Source organism: Citrobacter sp. RHBSTW-00859, assembly GCF_013729795.1.
GTDB classification, from domain to species: Bacteria; Pseudomonadota; Gammaproteobacteria; order Enterobacterales; family Enterobacteriaceae; genus Citrobacter; species Citrobacter braakii.
The window spans coordinates 1,012,813-1,034,201 of record NZ_CP056284.1 but is presented as its reverse complement, the minus strand read 5'-3'; the positions used below and the strand labels follow the sequence as shown (position 1 = coordinate 1,034,201).

General features: G+C 51.0%; 16 protein-coding genes. 2 read left to right on the top strand and 14 right to left on the bottom strand.

The annotated features are described in order from the left end of the window. Positions 1-95: 95 nt before the first annotated feature. Positions 96-731 carry a helix-turn-helix transcriptional regulator gene (locus HV302_RS05150; protein WP_137352539.1) on the top strand — a complete coding sequence of 212 codons (636 nt, stop codon included), beginning with the start codon at positions 96-98 and terminating at the stop codon, positions 729-731. 47 nt (positions 732-778) lie between these two features. On the opposite strand, the gene eno is transcribed toward HV302_RS05150, so the two are convergent. The 5 genes from eno to rlmD form a co-directional block, all read right to left on the bottom strand. Then, on the bottom strand, positions 779-2,077 hold the full coding sequence (gene eno / locus HV302_RS05145; RefSeq protein WP_003034129.1) for a phosphopyruvate hydratase: 1,299 nt from the start codon (positions 2,075-2,077) through the stop codon (positions 779-781). A gap of 87 nt (positions 2,078-2,164) precedes the next feature. Beyond that, on the bottom strand, positions 2,165-3,802 hold the full coding sequence (gene pyrG / locus HV302_RS05140; protein WP_016154233.1) for a glutamine hydrolyzing CTP synthase: 1,638 nt from the start codon (positions 3,800-3,802) through the stop codon (positions 2,165-2,167). Positions 3,803-4,026: 224 nt separating this feature from the next. After that, the gene (gene mazG, locus HV302_RS05135; protein WP_016154234.1) at positions 4,027-4,818 is read right to left on the bottom strand and encodes a nucleoside triphosphate pyrophosphohydrolase; all 792 of its coding nucleotides are present in this window, start codon (positions 4,816-4,818) and stop codon (positions 4,027-4,029) included. A 130-nt stretch (positions 4,819-4,948) separates the two neighbouring features. Then, a complete protein-coding gene (gene relA / locus HV302_RS05130; RefSeq protein WP_016154235.1) occupies positions 4,949-7,183 on the bottom strand; it encodes a GTP diphosphokinase in 2,235 nt (744 codons plus the stop codon). A gap of 100 nt (positions 7,184-7,283) precedes the next feature. Continuing rightward, entirely contained in the window at positions 7,284-8,582 is a 1,299-nt protein-coding gene (gene rlmD, locus HV302_RS05125; protein ID WP_181626999.1) for a 23S rRNA (uracil(1939)-C(5))-methyltransferase RlmD, read from the bottom strand. 57 nt (positions 8,583-8,639) lie between these two features. On the opposite strand from rlmD, the gene barA reads away from it, so the two are divergent. After that, entirely contained in the window at positions 8,640-11,387 is a 2,748-nt protein-coding gene (barA, locus tag HV302_RS05120; protein ID WP_047357900.1) for a two-component sensor histidine kinase BarA, read from the top strand. 59 nt (positions 11,388-11,446) lie between these two features. Here barA and HV302_RS05115 read toward each other — a convergent pair whose 3' ends face one another. From HV302_RS05115 to HV302_RS05075, 9 genes are all read right to left on the bottom strand, one after another. Continuing rightward, positions 11,447-12,589 carry a glycerate kinase gene (locus HV302_RS05115; protein WP_016154238.1) on the bottom strand — a complete coding sequence of 381 codons (1,143 nt, stop codon included), beginning with the start codon at positions 12,587-12,589 and terminating at the stop codon, positions 11,447-11,449. Between the two features lie 81 nt (positions 12,590-12,670). Continuing rightward, positions 12,671-14,011 carry a glucarate dehydratase gene (gene gudD / locus HV302_RS05110; protein WP_016154239.1) on the bottom strand — a complete coding sequence of 447 codons (1,341 nt, stop codon included), beginning with the start codon at positions 14,009-14,011 and terminating at the stop codon, positions 12,671-12,673. A 20-nt stretch (positions 14,012-14,031) separates the two neighbouring features. Further along, entirely contained in the window at positions 14,032-15,372 is a 1,341-nt protein-coding gene (locus HV302_RS05105; RefSeq protein ID WP_181627440.1) for an enolase C-terminal domain-like protein, read from the bottom strand. A 2-nt stretch (positions 15,373-15,374) separates the two neighbouring features. Continuing rightward, positions 15,375-16,727, bottom strand: coding sequence for a galactarate/glucarate/glycerate transporter GudP (gene gudP, locus HV302_RS05100; protein ID WP_016154241.1), 1,353 nt, complete (start codon positions 16,725-16,727; stop codon positions 15,375-15,377). A gap of 545 nt (positions 16,728-17,272) precedes the next feature. After that, on the bottom strand, positions 17,273-17,689 hold the full coding sequence (locus tag HV302_RS05095) for a hypothetical protein (RefSeq protein ID WP_181626998.1): 417 nt from the start codon (positions 17,687-17,689) through the stop codon (positions 17,273-17,275). Next, positions 17,667-19,340 carry a hypothetical protein gene (locus HV302_RS28160; RefSeq protein WP_326928752.1) on the bottom strand — a complete coding sequence of 558 codons (1,674 nt, stop codon included), beginning with the start codon at positions 19,338-19,340 and terminating at the stop codon, positions 17,667-17,669. The genes HV302_RS05095 and HV302_RS28160 overlap by 23 nt, the downstream gene beginning before the upstream one ends. Before the next feature lie 324 nt (positions 19,341-19,664). Then, the gene (locus HV302_RS05085; protein WP_016154242.1) at positions 19,665-20,114 is read right to left on the bottom strand and encodes a flavodoxin; all 450 of its coding nucleotides are present in this window, start codon (positions 20,112-20,114) and stop codon (positions 19,665-19,667) included. A 19-nt stretch (positions 20,115-20,133) separates the two neighbouring features. Further along, on the bottom strand, positions 20,134-20,916 hold the full coding sequence (gene truC / locus HV302_RS05080) for a tRNA pseudouridine(65) synthase TruC (protein ID WP_003825671.1): 783 nt from the start codon (positions 20,914-20,916) through the stop codon (positions 20,134-20,136). Then, a complete protein-coding gene (locus tag HV302_RS05075; protein ID WP_016154244.1) occupies positions 20,916-21,245 on the bottom strand; it encodes a YqcC family protein in 330 nt (109 codons plus the stop codon). Before HV302_RS05075 ends, truC begins: the two co-directional genes overlap by 1 nt. Positions 21,246-21,389: the final 144 nt, after the last annotated feature.

Here is a 21,389-nt window from a genome sequence, read left to right as displayed (position 1 = left end):
ACGTTTAATTCTTTGGTGCAAATGAATTTGAATTACTAAAAAAACCACCCTAATTATTATTAATAAATGCCTCTACTGGCTCTGGTATATTTAATATGAAAATACTCATACAGGACCCTTACGAATTTTATCGCGATGGATTGAAACATTTTTTTATAGAGATATTCCTTGGAAGAACCGCCAATAAAATTGGCTTTTTAACATCCTACTCCCAACAAAACTTTGATAAGGCAGATATCGTCGTTATTTCTCTGGCTCCGGGAGAGCATCTCATGTGTTTTCCTGAACTGCAGAACAGGACAACAGGCATTATTATTGGCTTAACCGATGAAGTGATTGACTCCCCTTCCGATCTGCCCTTTTGCATTGCCCGGATCATTTTTATTCACCGACAGGACTCACTGTCGACAGTCAAAGAGAAAGTATTAACTGCCTGGCGGGAATCAAGAAAAAAGCAAATACAGCCAGGGAAAACATTATGTTTTCATTGTCCACATAAAGTCCTGACCAGACAGCAAAGGCGCATTATGTCCTTTATCTGTCAGGGCATAACGACATCTGAGATTGCCCGCAACATGTCAATCTCAGAGAAAACGCTCTATGTGCATAAATACATCATCCGCAAAAAGTTTAATCTGCGAACGAATCATGCGCTATTTTGCTTCCTTCAGAAACTTGCAGGTAAAAACAGCCAGCAGATTTATCTGCGTCAAATTCCGCTGAACGCATAAAAAAACCCGCCGCAGCGGGTTTTTACGTTAAGAGTTAAAGAACAGGATTACGCCTGACCTTTGATCTCTTTACGACCGTTGTACGGCGCTTGTTCACCCAGAGCTTCTTCGATACGAATCAGCTGGTTGTACTTAGCAACGCGGTCAGAACGGCTCATAGAACCGGTTTTGATCTGGCCTGCAGCGGTACCAACAGCCAGGTCAGCGATGGTAGCGTCTTCAGTTTCGCCAGAACGGTGAGAGATGACAGCGGTGTAGCCAGCGTCTTTCGCCATTTTGATCGCAGCCAGAGTTTCGGTCAGAGAACCGATCTGGTTGAATTTGATCAGGATGGAGTTAACGATGCCTTTTTCGATGCCTTCTTTCAGGATCTTGGTGTTGGTTACGAACAGATCGTCACCAACCAGCTGGATTTTGTCGCCCAGAACTTTAGTCTGGTATGCGAAACCGTCCCAGTCAGACTCGTCCAGACCATCTTCGATGGACACGATCGGGTACTGTTTGGTCAGTTCTTCCAGGAAGTGGGTGAATTCTTCGGAGGTGAATGCTTTGTTGCCTTCGCCAGCCAGAACGTATTTACCGTCTTTGTAGAATTCAGAAGCTGCACAGTCCATCGCCAGGGTGATGTCTTTGCCCAGCTCGTAGCCAGCTGCTTTAACCGCTTCAGCGATTACAGCCAGAGCTTCAGCGTTGGAACCCAGGTTCGGCGCGTAGCCGCCTTCGTCACCCACTGCAGTGTTCATACCTTTAGCTTTCAGAACTTTAGCCAGGTTATGGAACACTTCAGAACCCATACGTACGGCTTCTTTCAGGGTTTTAGCGCCAACCGGCTGAATCATGAACTCCTGGATGTCAACGTTGTTGTCAGCGTGCTCACCACCGTTGATGATGTTCATCATCGGAACCGGCATGGAGTATTTGCCCGGAGTACCGTTCAGTTCAGCGATGTGTGCATACAGCGGCAGGCCTTTAGCAGCAGCTGCTGCTTTGGCGTTCGCCAGGGACACAGCCAGGATGGCGTTTGCACCGAAGTTGGATTTGTTTTCAGTACCGTCCAGATCGATCATGATCTTGTCGATGCCAGCCTGATCTTTAGCATCTTTACCCAGCAGAGCCTGAGCAATTGGGCCGTTAACAGCTGCAACAGCTTTCAGTACGCCTTTACCCATGAAACGGGATTTGTCGCCGTCGCGCAGTTCCAGTGCTTCGCGGGAACCAGTAGAAGCACCTGACGGAGCTGCTGCCATACCAACGAAACCACCTTCCAGGTGTACTTCGGCTTCAACAGTCGGGTTACCACGGGAGTCGATGATTTCACGACCGATGATTTTAACGATTTTGGACATTAGATTTTCCTCAGTACAAGTTAAACTAAAACTCCAGACAAACAATGCACCCGGATGGGTGCATTGCCGTTCTAACTTTTTTACTTCTTACTTCGCCTGACGCTTCTGATGTTCACTGGCGGCTTTCACAAAGCCGGCAAACAGCGGGTGCCCATCACGTGGCGTGGAAGTAAATTCCGGGTGGAACTGACAGGCCACGAACCACGGATGATTCGGTACCTCAATGATCTCGACCAACTGATCATCACCGGAACGGCCTGCAATACGCAGACCCGCAGCTTCAATCTGTTTCAACAGCATATTGTTGACTTCGTAACGGTGGCGATGGCGTTCAACAATTGTCGGCGCGCCGTACAGCTGACGAACCAGGCTATCGTCGCTCAACTGACACTGCTGGGCGCCAAGGCGCATTGTGCCGCCCAGATCGCTCTTCTCGGTACGGACTTCAACGTTGCCGTCTTCATCGCGCCATTCGGTAATCAGGGCCACCACCGGGTACTTACAGTCTGGCACAAATTCCGTGGAGTTGGCGTTATCCATACCCACTACGTTACGTGCAAACTCAATCAACGCAACCTGCATACCCAGGCAAATACCCAGATAAGGAACATTGTTTTCACGCGCAAAGCGCGCTGTCGCGATCTTACCTTCAACACCACGGTAGCCGAAGCCGCCAGGGATCAGGATTGCATCAAGACCTTTCAGGATCTCAACGCCGCGCGTTTCGACATCTTGCGAATCGATCAGCTTAATGTTGACGGTGACACGATTCTTCAGACCACCGTGCTTCAATGCTTCGATAACTGACTTATAGGCATCCGGCAGTTCAATATACTTGCCAACCATACCGATAGTCACTTCGCCTGCCGGATTCGCTTCTTCGTAGATAACCTGTTCCCATTCTGACAGATTAGCTTCCGGACAGTTCAAGCTGAATCGTTTACAAATATAATCGTCAAGGCCCTGGGATTTCAACAGGCCTGGAATTTTATAGATGGAATCGACATCTTTCATTGAAATAACGGCTTTTTCTGGCACGTTACAGAACAATGCAATTTTTGCACGTTCGTTGGCCGGAACCGCGCGATCGGAACGACAGATCAGAATGTCAGGCTGGATACCGATAGACAGCAACTCTTTTACCGAGTGCTGAGTCGGTTTAGTTTTGACTTCACCGGCAGCGGCCAGGTAAGGAACCAGAGTCAGGTGCATAAACAGCGCGTGTTCACGACCGATATCTACCGCTAATTGGCGAATCGCTTCCAGGAATGGCAGGGATTCGATATCACCGACCGTACCGCCGATTTCAACCAGAACGACGTCATGACCTTCGCCACCGGCAAGGACACGCTCTTTAATCGCGTTGGTGATGTGCGGGATAACCTGTACGGTTGCACCCAGATAGTCGCCACGGCGCTCTTTGCGCAGGACATCGGAGTAAATTCGACCGGTAGTGAAGTTATTGCGGCGAGTCATTTTGGTACGAATGAAACGCTCATAGTGACCCAGGTCCAGGTCGGTTTCAGCGCCGTCTTCAGTAACGAACACTTCCCCGTGTTGGATTGGACTCATAGTACCTGGATCGACGTTGATATACGGATCCAGTTTCATCATGGTCACGTTGAGGCCACGAGCCTCAAGAATGGCTGCCAGGGAGGCTGCGGCAATGCCTTTACCCAGAGAGGATACGACCCCGCCGGTCACAAAAATATAGTTCGTTGTCATGCTGGACCTGAGAAGTTAGGGTGAAACGATGGAATTACCAAGACGGGAAAGTAGTATACCCGAACATGACGAGCGCCACAAACTTTCATTATTCCTCCTCTTCACCAGGCTCACATAAACATCGGGAGTGAGAAAATAGCCCCTTTGGGGTAAATGTTTTTGACGTAAATCAAGCGCTTGTTATTTAAAAAATCACACAAATCGCCCTTGACCGACGAAATCCCTTAGAGATCAATTTCCTGCCGTTTTACCTGTTGCCAGACTTCTTCCATAGTTTCCAGATCAACACCAGTCATTTCCAGACCCCGGGCCGCTACAATTCGCTCAACCTCACGAAAACGGCGCTCAAATTTCTCGTTCGCTTTTTGCAATGCGGTCTCTGCTTTAGTGCCCAAATGCCGAGCCATATTGACCGTCGCAAACAGCAGGTCGCCCATTTCCTCCTCCAGTTTAGCCTGGTCGACAACAGCCTGCTTCGCCTCAAACATGACTTCATCGATCTCTTCGTAAACCTTGTCGACAACCGGTCCTAATGTTTTCCAGTCGAAGCCAACATTAGAGCAGCGTTTCTGGATTTTTTGGGCGCGCATTAACGCCGGTAAACTACGGGGAATATCGTCGAGCGCGGAATGCTGCGCCTTCTGGGCGCGTTCTTCGCTTTTGATTTGCTCCCAGCGGGTCAACACCTCAGTGCTGTTACTGGCAGAAACATCAGCAAAAACATGTGGGTGGCGACGCTCAAGCTTATCGCTGATGGCGGCGCAAATATCATTGAAATCGAAACGTCCTTCTTCCTGCGCCATCTGGGCGTAAAACACCACCTGGAACAGCAAGTCACCCAGCTCTCCACGCAGGTCGTCGAAGTCTTCCCGCGCAATTGCGTCCAGCACTTCATAGGTTTCTTCGAGGGTGTAAGGGGCAATAGTGGCGAATGTCTGCTCTTTGTCCCAGGGACAACCGTTTTCCGGGTCGCGCAGGCGCTGCATAATACCGAGCAGTCGGTCGATTTGGTTCATTGGAATATCCTGAAATTTCAATACGCGAAGCCCGATAAGACGACAGCCGATATCCGGCAACATGGCAATGCCTGATGGCAACGCTAACGCGCCTCACCAGGCATGCAAACTTATCTGGCCTATTAAATAATTAATTACCGTGCAGACGACGTGCGTCGATCACATCCGGCACCTGGTTCAGCTTGCCAAGCACGCGCCCGAGCACCTGCAGGTTATAGATTTCGATGGTCATATCGATGGTAGCCAGTTGCTGTTTGGTATCACTCCGGCTGGCAACCCCCAGCACGTTCACCTTCTCGTTGGCAAGAATCGTGGTGATATCACGTAATAAGCCGCTGCGATCGTTAGCCTGGACGCGAACCACCAGCGAATATCCTGCCGAGTAGCTTTCGCCCCAAACCGCATCAACAATACGTTCCGGCGCATGGGAGCGCAGCTCGGTCAGCTGTTCGCAATCCGCCCGGTGCACGGAAATACCGCGGCCCTGAGTGATAAACCCGACAATTTCATCGCCTGGAATCGGCTGGCAGCAGCGCGCGATGTGGTGCATCAGGTTACCCACCCCTTCCACCACCACGCGACCGTCGTCTTTACGGCGACTCTGCGGCGCCTGCGTTTTCTGCTGAAGCTGTTTCAGCGCGGCGGCATCTTGTTCGGCTGCGCTTGGCTTATTAAACTGCGCCTGCAGGAAGTTCACCATCTGGTTGAGGCGAATGTCCCCCCCACCAATCGCCGCCAGCAGCTCATCCAGCTCATTGAAGCTGTAGCGCGGCAGCAGGTGCTTTTCCGCTTCTTTCAGGCTAATGCCTAAATGCGCCAGCTCATCGTCGAGGATCTGGCGGCCAGCAAGGATATTTTTGTCGCGGTCCTGTTTACGGAACCAGGCGTGGATCTTCGAACGCCCACGACTGGTGGTGACATAGCCGAGGTTAGGGTTCAGCCAGTCGCGGCTTGGGTTAGGCTGTTTCTGGGTGATAATTTCAATTTGATCGCCCATCTGCAGCTGGTAGGTAAACGGTACGATGCGCCCGCCAATTTTCGCGCCAATGCAACGATGCCCCACATCACTGTGAATATGATAAGCAAAATCGAGCGGTGTGGAGCCCGCAGGTAAGTCCACAACGTCGCCTTTTGGCGTAAAGACGTACACTCGGTCATCAAAGACCTGGCTACGGACTTCATCCAGCATTTCGCCAGAGTCCGCCATCTCTTCCTGCCAGGCGATCAGCTTACGCAGCCATGCAATACGATCTTCATGACCAGAACGCGCCACGCCGGAAGCGGTGCCCTCTTTGTACTTCCAGTGTGCCGCAACGCCCAGTTCGGCATCTTCGTGCATCTGTTTCGTACGGATCTGAATTTCAATGGTTTTCCCGCCCGGTCCCAGCACAACCGTATGAATTGACTGATAGCCGTTGGGTTTCGGGTTAGCAACATAGTCATCGAACTCATCCGGCAGATGGCGATAGTGAGTATGCACTATCCCGAGCGCGGCATAGCAGTCCTGTAAACGCTCCGCCACGATACGCACTGCGCGCACGTCGAAAAGTTCATCGAAGGCCAGCTGCTTTTTCTGCATTTTGCGCCAGATGCTGTAGATGTGTTTCGGACGTCCGTACACTTCGGCTTTGACGCCTTCCGTTTTCATCTCTGAGCGCAAATGACCGACGAACTCATCAATGTAATGCTCGCGATCGATGCGACGTTCGTGCAGCAGCTTGGCAATACGTTTGTATTCAGCCGGGTGCAGGTAACGGAAGCAGTAATCTTCCAGTTCCCATTTTAATTGCCCAATGCCCAAACGGTTGGCCAGCGGCGCATAGATATTGGTGCACTCTTTTGCCGCCAGAACGCGTTCATCTTCCGGTGCATCCTTCACTTCACGCAGATGTGCAATCCGCTCCGCCAGCTTGATGACCACACAGCGGAAATCATCCACCATAGCCAGCAGCATGCGGCGAACGTTATCGACCTGTTCGGATGAGACTGAATCGGTATGAGTGGCCTTAAGCTGGCGTATTGCCGCCATATCCCGCACGCCGTGGATAAGATGAACAATGGATTTGCCCACGCTCTCGCGCAGGATGTCTTCACTGACCACGTTGGCATCTGCCAGAGGGAACAGCATTGCTGCGCGCAGCGTGTCGATATCCATGCTCAACATGGAGAGTATTTCAACCATCTCCACGCCACGCCACAACAGCAGATCCGCATCCGGATGCCCCTGCGTCTGCTGCTGGCAGTACGCCCAGGTTTCGGCTAAGCGTTCACACGACTGCTGGCTGGAGATCCCCAGACTCGCGATCCATTTCTTTGGATCAAACTCACCAGCTTTATTTATATGTGCACTTCTTACCGCAACCATTGTCCTCTCCTTAAGGGGCCTGGCCTGTCGAAGTCGACAAGCCATACCCATTGTCTTTCACGCTGCATTACCACCCGAAATCCAATGGGTACAAAATTTATTACATACGCTCAAACAGGACCATTGATTCCAGGTGTCCAGTGTGCGGGAACATATCAAGCATCGCCAGTCGCCGTATGGCATATCCCGCGTTGAGCAAAGCGTCGCTGTCACGAGCCAGCGTTGCCGGGTTACAGGATACATAAACAACGCGTATAGGTTCTAATTTTATAATATGTTGCATCACACCTGCAGCCCCCGCACGCGCAGGATCGAGCAATACTTTGTCGAATCCGTTTTTCGCCCACGGCTGCCGGGTAACATCTTCCTCAAGGTTTTCATGAAAGAATGTCACATTGTGTAATCCGTTATTCAGCGCGTTTTCCCGGCCTTTTTCCACCAGCGCCGGTACCCCTTCCACCCCCACCACGTTTGCAGCCCGGGTTGCCAACGGCAGGGTAAAATTACCCATTCCACAGAACAGATCGAGTACGCGATCTTCAGGTTGCACATCAAGCCATTCGAGCGCACGGGCCACCATTTGTTGGTTTACCCCTTCATTGACCTGAATAAAATCACGCGGGCTGAAGGTTAACCGTAGTCCATTTGAGTCATACCAGGGCGACTCTTCTGATATTGATTCCAGTATCTCGCTTTGCGGGGCCAGAAACAAAGACAGCCCCTGAGAATGCGAAAAGCATTCCAGTTTTTCTTTATCCTGAACACTTAATGGTGCCGTGTGGCGCAAAATCATCAGGGTTCCGCTCCCCGCCTGCACCAGCTCGACATGACCAAGATGGCGTAACCCTTGCAGACTTTCCAGACACGCCCGGATGTGGGGCAAGAGCACTTCAAGCTGGGGCACCAAAATAGGGCATTGTTTAACATCGATAATGTCGCTGGATGCGGATTTGCGAAACCCCATCTGCAATTTTTGTTCTTTTGGCCGATAGTTCAGGCTCAACCTGGCGCGACGACGATAGCCCCACGGGGTATCAGCTATAACATCCGACACTTCACATTTCATTAAACGCGACAACGCCGCGCTTTTGCTACGCTGCTGCAACGAGATGCTGGCATGCTGCTGCTGGCAGCCGCCGCACACGCCAAAATGCGGGCAACGTGGCACTTCACGCTGCGGACTGTCGTTTAAACGTCGTTTTACTTGCGCGCGGGCGAACTGTTTTTTATCTTCGGTAATCACCACCTCGGCGCTTTCCTGAGGTAGCAATTCCGGTATAAACAACGCCTTTCCGTTATGGCGAGCAACGCCCTGGCCGAAAGGATCAAGGTCATTGACGGTAACGGTTATGATCTGACGCGTCGTCACGCGTCGTTTTGCAGAGTAGAATTGCGCCATCGACGAGATATATCTCTATTTAACAGTGTGACCCTAATTGTCCCATAACGGAACTCCATGACCAACTACAGCCTGCGCGCACGCATGATGATTCTGATCCTGGCCCCGACCGTCCTGATTGGTTTGCTGCTCAGTATCTTTTTTGTTGTGCATCGCTATAACGACTTGCAGCGTCAACTGGAAGATGCTGGCGCCAGCATCATTGAGCCACTCGCGGTCTCCAGCGAATATGGCATGAATCTGCAAAACAGAGAATCCATCGGCCAACTTATCAGCGTGCTGCATCGTCGCCATTCCGATATCGTGCGGGCAATTTCTGTCTATGACGAGAATAATCGGCTGTTTGTCACATCCAATTTTCATCTCGATCCGTCTGAAATGCAGCTGGCAACCGGCTCACCATTTCCCCGTAAGCTGAGCGTCACCCGGCTCGGGGATATCATGATCCTGCGAACGCCAATTATATCGGAAAGCTATTCGCCGGATGAATCTGCCGTCAGCGACGCCAAAAATACGGAAAATATGCTGGGGTATGTGGCGCTTGAGCTGGACCTTAAGTCAGTACGATTGCAGCAGTATAAAGAGATCTTTATCTCCAGCGTAATGATGCTGTTTTGTATCGGTATTGCGTTAATTTTTGGCTGGCGTCTGATGCGCGACGTGACTGGCCCGATTCGCAATATGGTAAATACCGTTGACCGAATACGTAGAGGACAGCTCGACAGCCGCGTCGAAGGTTTCATGTTGGGCGAGCTGGATATGCTCAAAAATGGCATCAACTCGATGGCGATGTCACTTGCGGCCTACCATGAAGAGATGCAGCACAACATCGACCAGGCCACCTCTGACCTGCGCGAAACGTTGGAGCAGATGGAAATCCAGAACGTCGAACTGGATCTGGCGAAGAAACGCGCCCAGGAAGCGGCGCGTATTAAGTCTGAGTTTCTGGCTAACATGTCGCATGAGCTGCGTACGCCGCTGAATGGCGTGATTGGCTTCACCCGCCTGACGCTTAAAACCGAGCTCAACACGACGCAGCGCGATCACCTGAATACGATTGAACGCTCGGCCAACAATCTGTTGGCCATCATCAATGATGTGCTCGACTTCTCCAAACTTGAGGCGGGCAAACTGATTCTGGAAAGCATCCCATTCCCGCTGCGTAGCACGCTGGATGACGTCGTCACGCTGTTAGCGCACTCATCCCATGATAAAGGGCTTGAGCTGACGCTAAATATTAAGAATGACGTGCCGGACAACGTCATTGGGGACCCGCTGCGCTTACAGCAGGTAATCACTAATCTGGTTGGCAATGCCATCAAATTTACCGAAGGCGGCAATATCGACATTCTGGTCGAGAAACGCGCCCTCAGTAACACGAAAGTGCAAATTGAAGTGCAAATCCGCGATACCGGAATTGGCATCCCTGAGCGCGATCAGTCACGCCTGTTCCAGGCCTTCCGCCAGGCCGATGCCAGTATTTCCCGCCGCCACGGCGGGACCGGACTGGGCCTGGTCATTACGCAAAAGCTGGTCAATGAAATGGGCGGGGATATCTCCTTCCACAGCCAGCCGAACCGGGGCTCCACGTTCTGGTTCCATATCAGCCTCGATCTCAACCCTAACGTTCTCGTGGATCGCTCAACCACGCACTGTCTGGCCGGTAAGCGACTGGCCTACGTTGAACCTAACGCCACAGCGGCGCAATGCACGTTAGATATCTTGAGTGAAACGCCGCTGGAAGTGATTTACAGCCCTTCATTCTCCGGGCTGCCGAAGGATCACTACGATATTCTGCTGCTTGGCATACCGGTCACTTTACGCGAACCGCTCACCATGCAGCATGAGCGGCTGGCAAGCGCAGCGGCGATGACCGACTTTTTGTTACTGGCTCTGCCTTGCCATGCGCAGATTAACGCCGAGAAATTAAAGCAGGGCGGCGCGGCGGCGTGCCTGTTGAAACCTCTAACCTCAACCCGCTTACTGCCAGCGTTGACAGAGTATTGTCAACTGAACCACAGCGCGGCTCCGCTACTGTTAGACGAGAGCAAAATTGCGATGACCGTCATGGCAGTGGACGACAACCCGGCGAACCTCAAGCTGATTGGCGCACTGCTGGAAGATAAAGTGCAGCACGTCGTGCTCTGCGACAGCGGACATCAGGCAGTGGATCGCGCCAAACAGATGCAGTTTGATCTCATCCTGATGGATATTCAGATGCCAGACATGGACGGTATTCGCGCCTGCGAACTGATCCACCAGCTTCCTCATCAACAACAGACGCCGGTCATTGCGGTCACCGCGCATGCCATGGCCGGGCAAAAAGAGAAGCTGCTCAGCGCCGGGATGAACGATTACCTGGCGAAGCCTATCGAAGAAGATAAGCTGCATAATCTGCTGTTACGCTACAAACCCGGCGCGAGCTCATCGCTGAGGGCGCTCGCTGTTGAACCGGTCGTCAATCCGAATACCACACTCGACTGGCAACTGGCGTTAAGGCAAGCCGCCGGTAAAAACGATCTGGCGCGGGATATGCTGCAAATGCTGCTCGATTTTCTACCCGAAGTGCGTAACAAAATTGAAGAACAACTGGTAGGTGAAAACCCTGAAGGACTGGTGGATATGATCCATAAACTGCATGGCAGTTGCGGTTATAGCGGCGTTCCCCGCATGAAAAACCTGTGTCAGCTGATTGAGCAGCAATTACGTAGCGGGAGCAAAGAAGAAGAGCTGGAGCCTGAGTTTTTAGAGCTTCTGGATGAAATGGATAACGTTGCGCGCGAAGCGAAGAAGTTGTTAGGGTAAAGATCTGATTGCCGGATGACGACGCTCACGCGTCTTATCCGGCTTTCATGCCACATCATTCAACGTAATTGCTGACCCGCTTTCAGGGTCGCGGCCACGTTTCGCGCCGTCATTCGCACGTTCTCACTCGCGTTCTTCAGCGCCTCATCCAGTGTGCAAACGGTATAGATAACGCTAAAAACCGCATCCAGCCCATGCTCATGTACAACACCGACATCAGCCGTCAGGCTGCCAGCAATGCCGATAACCGGTTTGTTGTAACGCTTTGCCACCTTCGCCACGCCAACCGGAACCTTACCGTGAATGGTCTGGCTGTCGATACGTCCTTCACCCGTGACCACTAAATCCGCATCCGCAACGCAGTCGTCGAGGTGTAACGCATCCGTCACGACCTCAATACCGCAGCGTAACTGCGCACCGCAAAACGCATACAGTGCCGCCCCCATACCACCAGCCGCGCCACCACCCGCCAGTTCCAGCACGTTGACGTCCAGATCGCGGGCAATGAGTTGCGCATAATGCGTGAGCGCCCGATCAAGACGAAGAATCATCTCCGGCGTCGCCCCCTTTTGCGGACCGAAGACCGCAGAGGCCCCCTCTTCACCGGTCAACGGATTAGTCACATCGCAGGCCACTTCAATACGGCACGCGGCAAGGCGCGGGTCTAGCTGAGAAATATCAATCCGGGCGAGTGATTCAAGACCAGTCCCGCCATGAGCAATATCGTTATTTTGCGCATCCAGTAATTTTGCTCCCAGCGCTTGCACCATCCCGGCACCGCCATCATTGGTGGCGCTGCCGCCAATCCCGATAATGATATGTTCAACGCCCGCATCCAGCGCATGACGGATTAGCTCCCCGGTTCCCCAGGAGGTCGTTTTCAGCGGATCGCGTAAACCTGCGGGAACCTGCTCCAGTCCGCTGGCGGCCGCCATTTCGATAAACGCCGAACGCTCATCCCCGGATAAACCATAAAATGCCTGAATCGTTTTACCCAGAGGGCCGGTAACATCAACATGCACAAGGTGGCCTTGCGTTGCGGCAACCATCGCTTCGACCGTTCCCTCACCGCCATCCGCGACCGGGATCTTCACGTAATTCGCCTCAGGCCAGATCTCACGAAATCCCAGCTCAATAGCCGTTGCCACTTCAAGCGCACTCAAACTTTCCTTATAGGAATCCGGTGCGATTACTATTTTCATAAAGCATCCTTACGCATGTTGACTGTGTTAAGCATACACCAGGAGAAAAACCGCCCCTTTGTGGGAGCGGTCCCAGTTCGCTTAGCGTACCATGCACGGACGCTTATTATCAAACGTCCAGTTCGGGATCAGATACTGCATTCCCATGGCATCATCGCGCGCTCCCAGTCCATGTTGCTGATACAGCTCATGAGCTTTCATAACCTGATCCATATCCAGCTCCACGCCCAGACCCGGCTTCGCCGGTACCTGCACCATGCCGCCTTTGATTTCAAACGGCTCTTTGGTCAGGCGTTGATTGCCTTCCTGCCAGATCCAGTGGGTATCGATAGCGGTAATTTTGCCCGGCGCCGCCGCCGCAACATGAGTAAACATCGCCAGCGAAATATCAAAGTGGTTGTTAGAGTGCGAGCCCCAGGTCAGCCCAAACTCATGACACATCTGCGCAACGCGGACAGAACCCTGCATAGTCCAGAAGTGCGGATCCGCCAGCGGGATATCCACGGACTGCAACGACAGCGTATGTCCCATCTGACGCCAGTCGGTGGCGATCATATTAGTGGCGGTCGGCAGACCGGTAGCACGACGGAATTCCGCCATGACTTCACGGCCTGAGAACCCCTGCTCGGCACCGCACGGATCTTCCGCATAAGCCAGTGATCCTTTCAGGTATTTACCAATTTTAATCGCTTCATTCAGCGACCAAGCGCCATTGGGATCGAGCGTGACGCGTGCCTGTGGAAAGCGTTTCGCCAGTGCCACAATAGATTCCGCTTCTTCTTCCCCGGCCAACACCCCGCCTTTCAGTTTGAAATCGTTGAAACCATATTTCTCATATGCGGCTTCCGCCAGGCGCACCACTGCATCCGGGGTCATCGCCTCTTCATGACGCAGGCGATACCAGTCGCATTTCTCATCCGGCTGGCTCTGATACGGCAGCGGCGTCGCGTTACGGTTACCGACGAAGAACAGATAACCCAGCATTTCAACTTCGCTACGCTGCTGACCGTCGCCCAGCAGAGATGCGACGTTAACGCCCAGATGCTGACCCAGCAGATCCAACATGGCCGCTTCGATCCCGGTAACCACATGAATAGTGGTACGTAAATCGAAGGTCTGCAAACCACGGCCACCGGCATCACGATCGGCAAAGGTATTGCGGACCGCATTCAGTACGTTTTTGTATTCACCTAACGTTTTGCCCACCACCAGCGGAATGGCATCTTCCAGGGTCTGACGAATTTTTTCGCCGCCGGGAATCTCACCCACGCCGGTATGACCGGAGTTATCTTTGATAATCACAATATTACGCGTGAAGAACGGGGCATGTGCGCCGCTCAGATTCATCAGCATGCTGTCATGGCCCGCAACCGGGATCACCTGCATCGCGGTTACGACTGGGGTAGTAAATTGTGCGCTCATAATTAAGTCCTTATTCAAAATTAGTGGCGGCCGAAAACGGGACGTTTACGGTCAAAAGTCCATCCAGGGATCAGATACTGCATCGGGCCTGCGTCATTACGCGCGCCGCCGGGCAGCGCCTTATAGGCTTCATGCGCTTTCTGTACCTGATCCCAGTCCAGTTCCACGCCCAGGCCGGGCGCGTCGGGTACCGCAATTTTTCCGTGTGTAATCTCCAGCGGATTTTTGGTCAGGCGGCAATCGCCCTCCTGCCAGATCCAGTGGGTGTCGATCGCCGTTGGGTTGCCCGGCGCAGCGGCACCGACGTGGGTGAACATCGCCAGGGAAATATCAAAATGATTGTTAGAGTGGCAGCCCCAGGTCAGTCCCCAGTCATCGCATAACTGTGCCACGCGCACCGCGCCGGAAAGGGTCCAGAAGTGCGGATCGGCCAGTGGAATATCTACCGAGTTGAGCATCACCGCATGGCCCATCTCACGCCAGTTGGTGGCTATCATATTCGTTGCTACCGGCAGACCGGTTGCACGGCGGAACTCGGCCATCACTTCGCGGCCAGAAAAGCCCTGTTCTGCGCCGCACGGATCTTCGGCGTAGGTCAGAACATCGTTCAGCCCTTTACACAAGGAGATAGCTTCATCCAGCAGCCAGGCACCGTTAGGATCGACCGTAATACGCGCATCCGGGAAGCATTGTTTCAACGCGCGAGCGGTGTCGATTTCCTGCTCGCCAGGCAGCACACCGCCTTTGAGTTTGAAATCTTTAAAGCCGTAGCGATCCTGCGAAGCCTGAGCCAGACGCACCACCGCCTCACTGTTCATCGCCTGCTGGTGACGCAGGTGATACCACTCATGGTTGCCCGGCGTGCTATCCAGATACGGCAGATCGGTTTTGCTGCGATCTCCCACGTAGAACAGATAGCCGAGCACGGTGACCGCATCGCGCTGCTTGCCTGGCCCTAACAGTTCGCAGACCGGCACGTTCAGCGCCTTGCCCAGCAGGTCGAGCAGTGCGGCTTCCAGCGCGGCCACCGCATTTACCCGCAGTTCAAAGGTCCAGGCACCTTTGCCAAAGGTGTCAAAATCAGCGGCCTGGTTGCCTTTATGCACCTGCTGAACCACCTTATTCAGGCGCGCGACTTCCTGGCCCAACACTTGTGGAATCGCGTCCACCAGCGTCTGATAAATCACTTCGCCGCCCGGCGCTTCACCGACGCCGGTATTTCCGGCGTTATCGGTGAGCACGACGATATTGCGGGTAAAGTATGCGTTATGCGCCCCGCCAATATTGAGCAGCATGCTGTCATGACCGGCCACCGGAATGACCTTCATATCGGTAATAATGGGACTCGATTGTGTTGTCATCATCATTGCCCTGCGACAGGTTTCAGTTCGATACGTTTAATATCACCCACCAGCACCAGATAGCTCACTACAGCAATCAGCGCATGCACCCCGACGTAAATCAACGCACCGTTAAACGAGCCAGTGGTACCTACGATGTAGCCGATAGCAATTGGCGTAACGATACCGGAGATGTTGCCAAACATATTGAACAGACCGCCGCTCAAACCGCTGATCTCTTTTGGCGCAGTATCGGCCATCACCGCCCATCCCAACGCACCGATACCTTTGCCGAAGAAGGCCAGCGCCATAAAGCCGATGATCATCCACTCCACGTTGACGTAGTTACAGAACACCATCACCATCGACAACAGCATACCCAGTACGATTGGCGTTTTACGGGCGATATTCAGCGAACCGGTACGGCGCATCAGCCAGTCGGAAATAATGCCGCCGAGCACGCCGCCTGCGAATCCGCAAATGGCCGGGACCGAGGCAACAAAACCGGCTTTCAAAATCGACATACCGCGTGCCTGTACCAAATAAACCGGGAACCAGGTAATAAAGAAGTAGGTCAGCGCGTTTATGCAGTATTGGCCGATATAAATACCGATCATCATTCGTGAGCCCAGCAGTTGCTTGATCTGCCCCCACTTCACGCTGAACGGCACTTTGGCTTTGGCTGCCGCCTGATCCATATTGATCAGCGCTCCGCCTTCGGCAATGTAGTCCAGCTCTTTTTGGTTTACGCCCGGATGCTGGTTCGGTTCATGAATCACCTTCAGCCAGATAAAACTGATAACAATCCCGAGACCGCCCATAAAGAAGAACACATGCGACCAGCCCACTTCGTGGGTCAACCAGCCCATGATTGGCGCGAAGATTACGGTGGCAAAGTACTGCGCCGAGTTAAAAATAGCGACCGCCGTGCCCCTTTCCTGCGCCGGGAACCACGCCGCCACAATACGACTGTTGCCAGGGAAGGATGGCGCTTCGGCTAACCCCACGAGGAAGCGCAGGGTAAACAGCGCAACGATAATGCCGAAGCCGCTGAAGATATCGACGAAGCCCTGCAGCAGAGTAAACATCGACCAGATAAAAATGGACCAGAAGTAAACACGTTTTGAACCGAAGCGGTCGAGCAGCCAGCCGCCGGGGATCTGACCGATAACATAGGCCCATGAAAAAGCGGAGAATACATACCCCATCCCTACCGCATCCAGACCAATATCTTTGGCCATCTCCGAGCCGGCGATGGATAAGGTGGCGCGATCGCCGTAGTTGAAGGATGTGACGATAAACAGCATCACCACTATCCAGTAGCGAGCGTTAGTGCGTTTTTCCGCGCTGCTCGCCGCCTGACTTAATGAACTCATTGTTGCACTCCTGAATCTTGGCTTTCGCCAGTTCATTCTGTACAGCACCTGTAGGGTGATCAGAATGAGAGGTTAGTGTGTGGCAGTTTTGGTACAGCTCAGGGCCGTTTTATTCTGACTCGCTGCCTTTTCGGGAACTGACGGGAAAAGTATATGAAGGAGTGCCTCTTACCCTCACCGTGCAAAAACACAACATTGCGGGAGGTGAATGAGGTTGTTTATGGCATAAGCCTAAGGGAATGGAAGATGCTTCACGAAATTGGCGTTTGGTGGGCGATTTGTTGCCGTGTGGCGGCAACATCTAACCAGCGGTGCCCGTCTGGGTTTAAGGCGCTACTACTTATGACGACTAACAGTTTAGGAAGCTGATCTCTTAGATTGCGCACCAACTCCTAACGTGACTCAATTGTTTTTTAGTGGGGTTATTACCTGCCGCTAATTATGGTGAGATTGTTGATCAGGAATATGGGACATTGAAATAAAAATAAAAATAAAAATAAAAAAGGGACTCTAGTTTATTGGAGCCCCTATTAACATTCGATTTTTCAGAAAAAATAATAAAGGATCACCAAAAAAGCCAGAACAATAAACTCAACAAACCAGAACGCCGCTTCAACTTTAAACCCGGTGGTTAATTCTTTGGGTAAGGAACGAATAAAATGATATGCTTCAATACTCATATCATTATTAAAAACCCTGTTATAGGGAAAAATCAGACTAGACATAATGAAATCTATTTTTGCAAAGTAGATACCGGGAGTACCAATTAAGCTTGCTGTTCTCGCCAAACTTGCAGTGATAGGAAGACGACCAAACTCCTCCTCGTATAATATTACTATTTTTTTATACTTCTCAGCATTTATCACATAAGAAATAAGTATTAAAATCAAAGTGATAATAACCAGCATTATGCCAAGGCTCATATTAATGACATCTAGATTATCTGTTAAAAATCTTTTCATATATTAGAATGCCTGCTGCTTCATTAAATGAATCTGGGTCATACAGTTTAAGTTCTGGATTATCAATATCGTCATTCACTAATCCACCAAACCTATCACCTAGTTTCTCACCCATTTTTTCCAAAAATTTACCTCCTGCAATACTTGAAGCAATGCCACTTACCAAACATACACTTGCGCCAATACCTCCTGCTTCTGATGTAATCAATCCCAGAACCCATGTACACGCGGCTCTCCCCATAATTCCCCCGGCAGCTCCGCCAGCAAAACTTGCAGTTTGTTTGAAGCCGAATTTGCTGTACTCCGTTATCGCTGCTTTTCTACATTCGCTTTCACGTCCTTTTGCGCAAGCTTCATAAACGTTAGTTGTATAACTCGCAAAATCAAGACCAACACCTACATAGCCTGTTGTTCTCATTATTTTTATCAGTTTGGCTGACTTTTCTATGTAGCTTGCATATCCCTCAATATCCTTTACTCCTGTTTGATCCCACTTATGCATAATCGATTTGGTTGATAAACCTAATGCCTGCTTTATATCTTCATATTGTTTTAAATTTAGCCGTTCTTTTGAGAATTTATTCAAAATACCGTCTAATTTTTTAAGTAGTCGTTCTCGTTGACCAAAAAACTCCTCTCCAGAAATACGACCAGAATTACTACTATATGTTTTCTTATAAAGCGCCTGTATTTCATTGAGTGTTTTATTTATTTCTTCATAATACCCCCCACCGGTATCTTTTATGTAACCTAAGATATCCCCGCTTTGTCCTAAAGCATCGCTGTATAATTGTGAAGAAAAAATATCTACGGAAGCTCTGTTTTCGTGTAACACACGGGCTTCTGGCAGTGTTAATGGCGCAAGCGCGTTATCAATTCGATCACGCGCTTTTTGCAATGTTTCAATCTGTTGCTGATCTTGCTTTTCAGGATCAACGACAAGCAGAATTGAACCCGGTTGTTTTTTTATATCTGGATTGAGCTTGTGATATAACTCACGTGTACCATCCGGAGGATTAATAAAAAACCTGGATTCGAAAGATGACGGTGTGGCACCATAGGGCAGTACACAAAATCCTGCATCTACAGGTTCGCGAGACGGTTTATCCTCTTCAACCGGACATGAATGCCTTGGGACTACGGTAAGAGGTTTTAGTGTGGGTTCAAGATAACCTGGTGCACCATACTCAATCTTTTGAGTGGGTCTGGGTTTTCTTTCCAGTCCCCTGTCGAGGGTTTCCTGATGAGCTCTCCTTACTCTCTCTGCGAAGATACTGTCGAATACATCAGGCATAAATGGTTCATAAACTAACTCCCCGTCCTGATCAAAATAAAAAGGATTTCTGTCCCAGGACCAATGCTCATCATAATCTATCGCTATTATCCAGCCCACGCTTAATTTGTGTTGTATCTCATCATAAATGCGATTACATCTACCAATAGGGGGCCTTTCATACGCACCAGAAGAATATCGGTTTACATTCCATTTTCTCTGTGGCAGGCCAAATATAGTTGAGCGCTGATTTTTATCATCATCAAGTTCATAATATATCCTTGCTAACCTAATACTTTCTTTAGGTGAAATTATTTTTTCAAAGTCTTCTAATCTGGCGCTTTGGCTAAAATCCCGTGAATTATACAAAGTAAACAAATTGCATCTCCTTAGCTTAATAATTTCCAATTATTATCATTCCATCTCATTTATTCACCTCATTAATTCATTCACAAAATCCAGATTTTGGGCCTGTTTTTATTAAAGCATGATAACTGGGTTATTTGTTTGTGCTTTTGATCTCATAAATAATAAAAAACCCGAATTTAATTTTTATAAATTCGGGTTACAAATAAAATTATGCGATTGTATTTATAATACAGATAAATTAAAGCAAATCTCCCTTAGTGATAATCAGATTGTTCTCTCCATGTCCATCATTTGTCACAGGCCCGTGCAAACAAAGTGCTGCCGGGCGAAAGGTTATTTAAGCAAGGTTCCCCAATTTTCTACCCACGGATTGGATTCGCTTTCCGGTTCAGGATGCTCGCTGGCGTCAATCAGCAGCATTTCCCCTACACGTTGGGCGCTTTGTTCCTGCAACAGTGCATCGAACTGCTTGCCGCCATTGCAGAAATTAACATAGCTACTGTCACCCAGCGCAATTACTCCGTAATGCAGATTTGGCTGGAAACCGAGATTATCTTTGATCCCCTGAAACAGCGGCACGATGCTATCCGGCAGATCGCCCTGCCCGGTCGTTGAGGTCACCACCAGCACATATTTTTCCTGATATGCCTGCCAGTCGCTGAGCTCGGGATCTTCGAACACCGTGGCTTTATGGCCCTGCGCCGTCAAAATAGCTTCGGCCTCTTCGGCAACCAGCAACGCGTTTCCGTACATCGTGCCGACAAAAATTCCAATTTCCGCCATAACCGTAATCTCCTGGGACTTAAGAATCTATCTGCTCATCCTGACCTGACAGCCCGCTGAACTCAACCCTTTCATTCTCAGGGAGAAGTCCACGCCAGCCAAACTGTGATAGCGCCTGCATCCAGACATCATCCAGCCCGGCGCGAATAACCAGCGGTTCGCCGGTAAAAGGATGAGTCAGCGCAAGCTGGCTGGCATGAAGCATCAAACGCTGACAGCCAAAGTGCTCAGCGGCGCTGCGGTTTTGCCGCAAATCACCGTGCTTACTGTCGCCGATAATCGGATGGCGTAAGTGCGCCAGATGGCGTCTGAGCTGGTGTTTTCGACCGGTTTTAGGATCCAGTTCCACCAATCCGTAACGGGTCGTCGGATAACGCCCGGTCGCTACCGGCATCTCAACCGTCGCCAAACCGCGATAATGGGTGACGGCAGGCTGCGGGCCTTTATCATCACGGGCAAATTTATCGGCGATCTTATCCAGTTCTTCGACCAGCGGGTAATCCAGCACGGCATCATCCATCAGCCAGCCACGCACAATCGCATGATAGCGTTTCTGAATTTGATGATGTTCAAATTGCTGGGACAGCAACCGCCCGGCTTCGCTGGACAGTCCCATCAGCAGTACCCCGGAAGTCGGTCTGTCGAGTCGGTGGGCGGTAAAAACGTGCTGACCAATCTGGTCGCGTACCGTTTGCATCACCACCACTTTCTCATCCCGGTCGAGCCAACTGCGGTGAACCAACCAGCCCGAAGGTTTGTTAACTGCGACCAGCCATTCGTCCTGATACAGAATCTCCAGCATCAGGCGTTATCACTTGTAAACAGAGCATCCAATTCCTGCAATGCCGTCAGCAGAATTTCGCGTTGCGGGTGATCGGCTGCCAACGCCATTTCGTAATACGGTGCGACGGCAAAAGCCTGCGGAAGCGGCTGAGCGTTATCAATCAGCGTATGCATGCGGGGAATCAATACCCATTGCAGCCACTCAACCGGCTCCATGGTATCCATACAAAAAGGCTGCGTGCTGGTAAACAGATGCTCTGCAGGCTCATCCAACCGCCAGTGATTATGTTCACGCAGTAGCGCTTCAAGCGCGTGTAACTGCTGGCGCACACGGTCATGAGTCGTCATGAAATTAACCTCAATGATGAAAAATCTGGCGCGAAGAATAGCACTAGTGAAGGGAAATAAAAAAAGGGAGCACTGTAAAAACAGTGCTCCCGGTTCGTTTCGCAGCGTTCCAGCTACTTTTAGTGCTCCCTGCTCATCCGTGAC

What these genes read in the sequence shown, in the direction of transcription:
- HV302_RS05150 (WP_137352539.1), top strand. Translation starts at nt 96, where the DNA reads ATGAAAATACTCATACAGGACCCTTACGAATTTTATCGCGATGGATTG.
- eno (WP_003034129.1), bottom strand. Translation starts at nt 2,077, where the DNA reads ATGTCCAAAATCGTTAAAATCATCGGTCGTGAAATCATCGACTCCCGT.
- pyrG (WP_016154233.1), bottom strand. Translation starts at nt 3,802, where the DNA reads ATGACAACGAACTATATTTTTGTGACCGGCGGGGTCGTATCCTCTCTG.
- mazG (WP_016154234.1), bottom strand. Translation starts at nt 4,818, where the DNA reads ATGAACCAAATCGACCGACTGCTCGGTATTATGCAGCGCCTGCGCGAC.
- relA (WP_016154235.1), bottom strand. Translation starts at nt 7,183, where the DNA reads ATGGTTGCGGTAAGAAGTGCACATATAAATAAAGCTGGTGAGTTTGAT.
- rlmD (WP_181626999.1), bottom strand. Translation starts at nt 8,582, where the DNA reads ATGGCGCAATTCTACTCTGCAAAACGACGCGTGACGACGCGTCAGATC.
- barA (WP_047357900.1), top strand. Translation starts at nt 8,640, where the DNA reads ATGACCAACTACAGCCTGCGCGCACGCATGATGATTCTGATCCTGGCC.
- HV302_RS05115 (WP_016154238.1), bottom strand. Translation starts at nt 12,589, where the DNA reads ATGAAAATAGTAATCGCACCGGATTCCTATAAGGAAAGTTTGAGTGCG.
- gudD (WP_016154239.1), bottom strand. Translation starts at nt 14,011, where the DNA reads ATGAGCGCACAATTTACTACCCCAGTCGTAACCGCGATGCAGGTGATC.
- HV302_RS05105 (WP_181627440.1), bottom strand. Translation starts at nt 15,372, where the DNA reads ATGACAACACAATCGAGTCCCATTATTACCGATATGAAGGTCATTCCG.
- gudP (WP_016154241.1), bottom strand. Translation starts at nt 16,727, where the DNA reads ATGAGTTCATTAAGTCAGGCGGCGAGCAGCGCGGAAAAACGCACTAAC.
- HV302_RS05095 (WP_181626998.1), bottom strand. Translation starts at nt 17,689, where the DNA reads ATGAAAAGATTTTTAACAGATAATCTAGATGTCATTAATATGAGCCTT.
- HV302_RS05085 (WP_016154242.1), bottom strand. Translation starts at nt 20,114, where the DNA reads ATGGCGGAAATTGGAATTTTTGTCGGCACGATGTACGGAAACGCGTTG.
- truC (WP_003825671.1), bottom strand. Translation starts at nt 20,916, where the DNA reads ATGCTGGAGATTCTGTATCAGGACGAATGGCTGGTCGCAGTTAACAAA.
- HV302_RS05075 (WP_016154244.1), bottom strand. Translation starts at nt 21,245, where the DNA reads ATGACGACTCATGACCGTGTGCGCCAGCAGTTACACGCGCTTGAAGCG.